The 442-nt window shown below is 73.8% G+C and carries 1 pseudogene; it reads right to left on the bottom strand.

Annotation, left to right across the window (positions count from 1 at the left end):
* A pseudogene (gene trpC / locus DVK05_RS16635) lies at window positions 1–442 on the bottom strand (indole-3-glycerol phosphate synthase); the annotation flags it as partial.

A 442-nucleotide genomic window follows, 5' to 3' on the forward strand; every position in this document is an offset into this window, starting at 1 on the left:
TGGAAGCCGCGGTCGCGGGCCGCCTCGACGACGGCCGGGAGGTCCTCGCCGACGAACCGCGCGATGAGGAGCACGAGGTCGGACTGGACGACATCCAGTTGGGCCTCGTTCATGATGAAGTCCTTGCGGAGCACGGGCACGTCGACGGCCTCGCGGATGCGCCGCAGCGACTCGGCGGAGCCTCCGAAGTGCTCGGGTTCGGTGAGGACCGACAGCGCCGTCGCGCCGCCGGCGACCATCTCGCGGGCCAGTTCGACCGGGTCGTCCTCGCGGACGCCCTCGGTCGTCGGACTCGTGGCTTCACCTCGGCGATGACCGGGACCCGGCCCGCGGCCTCCGTCGCGGCCACGGCCTCGGGGAACGACCGCGCGTCGACCGACACGCACGTCTCCCCGCCGGGTCGCTCCCGCGCGGCCTCCAAGATGGCGCGCACGTCGGGAGC

The sequence above is a fragment of the Halorubrum sp. Atlit-8R genome (assembly GCF_003666025.1).
Lineage (GTDB): Archaea > Halobacteriota > Halobacteria > Halobacteriales > Haloferacaceae > Halorubrum > Halorubrum salinarum.